The following is a 5,325-nucleotide window of genomic DNA, read 5'->3' on the forward strand; positions in this document are numbered from 1 at the left end:
AACAATTCTTCTGAGAAGCCCCTGCCGGGGATACCGGCAGGGGCTTTTCGCATTTCGAGGGGTCAGAGTGTGAGCTTGAAGCCGACGTGGGAGGGGACGAAGCCGAGGCGCTCGTAGAAGCGGTGCGCGTCGGTGCGGGTCACGTCGGAGGTGAGCTGGACCAGTTCGGCGTCGAGTTCGCGGGAGCGGCCGACGGCCCACTGGATCAGGTCGGTGCCCAGACCGGTGCCGCGTTCGTCGGCGTGGATCCGGACGGCCTCGATGATGGTGCGGGTCGAGCCCTTCCGGGAGAGGCCGGGGACGACGGTCAGTTGCAGTGTGCCGATCGTCCGGCCGGCCCGTTCGGCGACCACGAGGTGCTGGTGGGGGTCGGCGTCGATGCGCGCGAAGGCGGTGCGGTAGGGGGTGAGGTCGTCGGGGCTCTCGCGGGTCGCGCCCAGGGGGTCGTCGGCGAGCATGGCCACGATGGCCGGCAGGTCGTCACCGGTCGCCCGGCGGATGGTCAGGTCGGTCATGGTCACACCCTAGGCGGCCCCTGGACGGCCCTGGACGGCCCCACCGCGGTGACCTGGCGTCATGTGCCCGGCGGAGGGCTGGTGATGACGGCGAAGACCGCGCCGTGCGGGTCGACGAGCCGGCCCAGGCGGCCGACGCCGTGCACGTCCGTCGCGGGGATCCGGACGGTGGCGCCGAGCCGTTCGGCGGCGGCCAGGCGGGCGTCCACGTCGGCGACCTCGAAGTAGGGGAGCCAGTGCGAGGAGGTGCCGGCGGCGGTCTGCTCCGGGCCGAGCTGCACGATGCCGCCGTGGGCGTCCGCCGTCCCGCCGCCGGGAGGGGTGAGAACGGTGTACAGGGCCTCGCCGATCGGGACGTCCTGCTCCTGCCAGGCGAAGACGGTGCGGTAGAAGGCCTTGGCCGCCTCGGCGTCGACGCTGTAGCACTCCGTCCAGCAGAGGCTGCCGGGCTCGGTGACGGTGTCCAGACCGTGGACGTCGTGCGGCTGCCAGACCGCGAAGTCGGCGCCGGTCGGGTCGGTGTAGCCGGCCATCCGGCCGCTGGTGAAGACGTTGAACGGGGTGAAGCGGACCCGGCCGCCGGCCTGGCGGACCAGGTCGGTGGTGCGGTCCGCGTCCAGGGTGCGGAAGTAGACGGTCCAGGCGGGGCGGGCGTGGGACTCGGTGAACGGGCCGAGCGCGGCGACCGTCCGGCCGTCCTGGCGGAAGAAGCCGTAGCCGCCCGCCTCGGGTCCGGCCGAGGCGTAGGTCCAGTCGAACACCCCGGTGTAGAAGGCGACCGAGTCCGCGGTGTCGGGGCTGGTGAGGTCGAGCCAGTTGGGAGCGCCGGGACGGTAGGGGGTGGTGAGCATGGTGTGCTGCCCTTCGTCGGCCGGTCCCTCCCCGGTCCTTCCAGCGTGGCACCCGGGCCCCTGGTGTCGCACCCGGACGGTACGGTGCGTAGCGCAAGTCGTCCCGCACGGTGAAGGGGGCCCGGTGGCCAGGCAGACAGGGGTACGGCCGGGCGGCGCCGGCCAGGCGGCCGCGGAGCCGCGCCAGCTCGCCCAGGTCGAGGGCGTGCTGGAGCGGATCACGTACGCCAACGAGGAGACCGGCTACACGGTGGCCCGGGTCGACACCGGGCGGGGTGGCAACGACCTGCTGACGGTGGTGGGCGCGCTGCTCGGCGCGCAGCCGGGGGAGTCGCTGCGGCTGCACGGGCGGTGGGGGTCGCATCCGCAGTACGGGCGGCAGTTCGTGGTGGAGAACTACACGACGGTGCTGCCGGCCACCGTCCAGGGCATCCAGCGGTACCTGGGGTCGGGGCTGATCAAGGGGATCGGGCCGCGGTTCGCGGAGCGGATCGTGGAGCGGTTCGGGGTGGACACCCTGGAAGTGATCGAGAACGAGCCGGGCCGGCTGATCGAGGTGCCGGGGCTCGGGCCGAAGCGGACGAAGAAGATCGCGGCCGCCTGGGAGGAGCAGAAGGCCATCAAGGAGGTGATGGTCTTCCTGCAGGGCGTCGGGGTCTCGACCTCGCTGGCCGTCCGGATCTACAAGCAGTACGGGGACGGCTCGATCGGGGTGGTGAAGAACGAGCCGTACCGGCTGGCCTCGGACGTCTGGGGCATCGGCTTCCTCACCGCGGACCGGATCGCCCAGGCGGTGGGGATCCCGCACGACAGCCCGGAGCGGGTGAAGGCGGGCCTGCAGTACGCGCTGTCGCAGAGCAGCGACCAGGGGCACTGCTACCTGCCGGAGGAGCGGCTGATCGCGGACGGCGTGAAGCTGCTCCAGGTGGACGTGGGGCTGGTGATCGACTGCCTGGCGGAGCTGGTGGCCACCGAGGGGGTGGTGCGCGAGCAGGTGCCGGGGGAGGGCGGCGAGCCGATCACGGCGGTGTACCTGGTGCCGTTCCACCGGGCCGAGATCTCGCTGGCCAACCAGCTGCTGCGGCTGCTGCGGGCGGACACCGACCGGATGCCGTGGTTCGCCGACGTGGACTGGCCGGCGGCCCTGGGCTGGCTGGCCCGGCGGACGGGGGCGGAGCTGGCGCCGGAGCAGGAGCAGTCGGTGCGGCTGGCGCTGACCGAGAGGGTCGCGGTGCTGACCGGCGGGCCGGGGTGCGGCAAGTCGTTCACGGTGAAGTCGATCGTGACGCTGGCGCTGGCGAAGCGGGCCAAGGTGGTGCTGGCGGCGCCGACCGGGCGGGCGGCGAAGCGGCTGGCGGAGCTGACCGGGGTGGAGGCCTCGACGGTGCACCGGCTGCTGGAGCTGCGGCCGGGCGGGGACGCCGCGTACGACCGGGACCGGCCGCTGGACGCGGACCTGGTGGTGGTCGACGAGGCGTCGATGCTGGACCTGATCCTGGCGAACAAGCTGGTCAAGGCGGTGGCGCCGGGGGCTCACCTGCTGTTCGTGGGGGACGTGGACCAGCTGCCCTCGGTGGGGGCGGGGGAGGTGCTGCGGGACCTGCTGGCCGAGGGCGGGCCGATCCCGTCGGTGCGGCTGACCAGGATCTTCCGGCAGGCCCAGCAGTCGGGGGTGGTGACCAACGCGCACCGGATCAACGAGGGGCTGCCGCCGCTGACCGAGGGGCTGCCGGACTTCTTCCTCTTCGCCGAGGACGACGCGGAGCTCGCGGCGGGGCTGACGGTGGACGTGGTGGCGCGCAGGATCCCGCAGCGGTTCGGCTACGACGCCCGGCGGGACGTGCAGGTGCTGGCCCCGATGCACCGGGGCCCGGCCGGGGCGGGGAACCTCAACACGCTGCTGCAGGCGGCGGTGACGCCGGCCAGGGAGGGGCTGGCGGAGCGGCGGTTCGGCGGGCGGACGTTCCGGGTGGGGGACAAGGTCACCCAGGTGCGCAACAACTACGACAAGGGGCGCAACGGGGTCTTCAACGGCACGGTGGGAGTGGTGACGTCCCTCAGCGTCGACGACCAGCGCCTCACGGTGCTGACGGACGAGGACGAGGAGGTGCCCTACGACTTCGACGAGCTGGACGAGTTGGCGCACGCCTACGCGGTGACGATCCACCGCTCGCAGGGGAGCGAGTACCCGGTGGTGGTGATTCCGGTCACCACGTCCGCGTGGACGATGCTCCAGCGAAATCTGCTCTACACCGCAGTGACCAGGGCCCGAAAACTCGTCGTGCTGGTGGGCTCACGGAAAGCGATCGGGCAGGCGGTTCGCAGCGTCAGCGCAGGTCGGAGGCATGCCGCCCTGGACCACCGGCTTGCGTCTGGATGATTCTCCAAGGGATGGTTGCCTCTATTGTTCTCTTGACGTGAAGAGATTTACGACAGAGCCTGGTGGGGTGCCGATCTTGTCCGGTTCGTACCGGCGGCGGCGGGAGGTTTTGTAGGGGCGGGCCCTTTCGGGCCACCCCGGGTGCGCGGCTGTCCGCCGGATGGGGGATGGTAGAGACAGTCAGGGCACCTTGGAAGAGGATTCATTTCGTCGGTGAGGAAGACGTGAGCGACAACTCGGTAGTACTGCGGTACCAGGACGGCGAGTACGAGTACCCCGTCGTCGAGAGCACTGCGGGCAACGCCGGCTTCGACATCTCGAAGCTGCTCCCGCAGACCGGCCTGGTCACCCTGGACAACGGCTTCGGCAACACCGCCGCCTACAAGTCCGCGATCACCTTCGTGGACGGTGACAACGGCATCCTGCGGTACCGCGGTTACCCGATCGAGCAGCTCGCCGCCAAGGGTGACTTCATCGAGACCGCGTACCTGCTGATCAACGGCGAGCTGCCGAACTCCGAGCAGCTCACGCAGTTCAACCGCGAGATCACCCAGCACACCCTGCTGCACGAGGACGTCAAGCGCTTCTTCCAGGGCTTCCCGCGGGACGCGCACCCGATGGCGATGCTGTCCTCGGTGGTCGGCGCGCTGTCGACGTTCTACCCGGAGAGCCACAACCCGTTCGACGCGGCCCAGCGCCACCTGTCGACGGTCCGCCTGCTGGCGAAGCTCCCGACCATCGCGGCGTACGCGTACAAGAAGGCGATGGGCCAGCCCTTCGTCTACCCGCGCAACGACCTGAGCTACGTCGAGAACCTCCTCCGGATGACCTTCGCGGTCCCGGCCGAGGACTACGAGCTCAACCCGGTCGTCGTCAACGCGCTCGACAAGCTGCTGATCCTGCACGCGGACCACGAGCAGAACTGCTCGACCTCCACCGTGCGCCTGGTCGGCTCCAGCCACGCCAACCTGTTCGCCTCGATCTCGGCCGGCATCTCGGCCCTGTGGGGCCCGCTGCACGGCGGCGCCAACCAGGCCGTGCTGGAGATGCTGGAGAGCATCCAGAAGGACGGCGGCGACGTCGACGCCTTCATCACGAAGGTGAAGAACAAGGAAGCCGGCGTCAAGCTGATGGGCTTCGGCCACCGGGTCTACAAGGCGTTCGACCCGCGCGCCGCCCAGGTGAAGCTGCTCGCCCACGAGGTCCTCGGCCAGCTCGGCAAGTCCGACGAGCTGCTGGAGATCGCGCTCAAGCTGGAGGAGCACGCGCTCAAGGACGACTTCTTCGTCTCGCGCAAGCTCTACCCGAACGTGGACTTCTACACCGGCCTGATCTACCGCGCCATGGGCTTCCCGACCAGCATGTTCACCGTGCTGTTCGCCCTCGGCCGGCTGCCGGGCTGGATCGCCCACTGGCACGAGATGATCAACGACCCGACCAGCCGGATCGGCCGTCCGCGCCAGATCTACACCGGCACCGAGATCCGCGACTACGTCGAGATCGACGCCCGCTGACGCCGTGCGCCCGCACTGACGTCGTCCGCACGCCCTGACACCGTGCCACGAGGGCCCGGCCGCAC

4 protein-coding genes are annotated in these 5,325 nt (G+C 70.5%); 2 read left to right on the forward strand and 2 right to left on the reverse strand.

Features of this window, described 5'->3' with window-relative positions; translation table 11 throughout:
* Positions 1–62: 62 nt before the first annotated feature.
* A complete protein-coding gene (locus ABD308_RS10025; RefSeq protein ID WP_344331057.1) occupies positions 63–515 on the reverse strand; it encodes a GNAT family N-acetyltransferase in 453 nt (150 codons plus the stop codon).
* A gap of 59 nt (positions 516–574) precedes the next feature.
* Positions 575–1,366, reverse strand: a complete 792-nt coding sequence (locus ABD308_RS10030) for a VOC family protein (RefSeq protein ID WP_344331061.1) — start codon at positions 1,364–1,366, stop codon at positions 575–577.
* Between the two features lie 205 nt (positions 1,367–1,571).
* Here ABD308_RS10030 and recD2 point away from each other — a divergent pair, with 205 nt between their 5' ends.
* Complete coding sequence (recD2, locus tag ABD308_RS10035) at positions 1,572–3,746, forward strand: SF1B family DNA helicase RecD2 (protein WP_344331086.1); 2,175 nt, start codon at positions 1,572–1,574, stop codon at positions 3,744–3,746.
* Positions 3,747–3,970: 224 nt separating this feature from the next.
* Positions 3,971–5,260 (forward strand): citrate synthase, encoded by a 1,290-nt coding sequence (locus tag ABD308_RS10040; protein WP_344331068.1) that lies wholly within the window; start codon positions 3,971–3,973, stop codon positions 5,258–5,260.
* Positions 5,261–5,325: the final 65 nt, after the last annotated feature.

The sequence above is a fragment of the Kitasatospora putterlickiae genome, from assembly GCF_039527695.1.
Classification (GTDB): Bacteria; Actinomycetota; Actinomycetes; order Streptomycetales; family Streptomycetaceae; genus Kitasatospora; species Kitasatospora putterlickiae.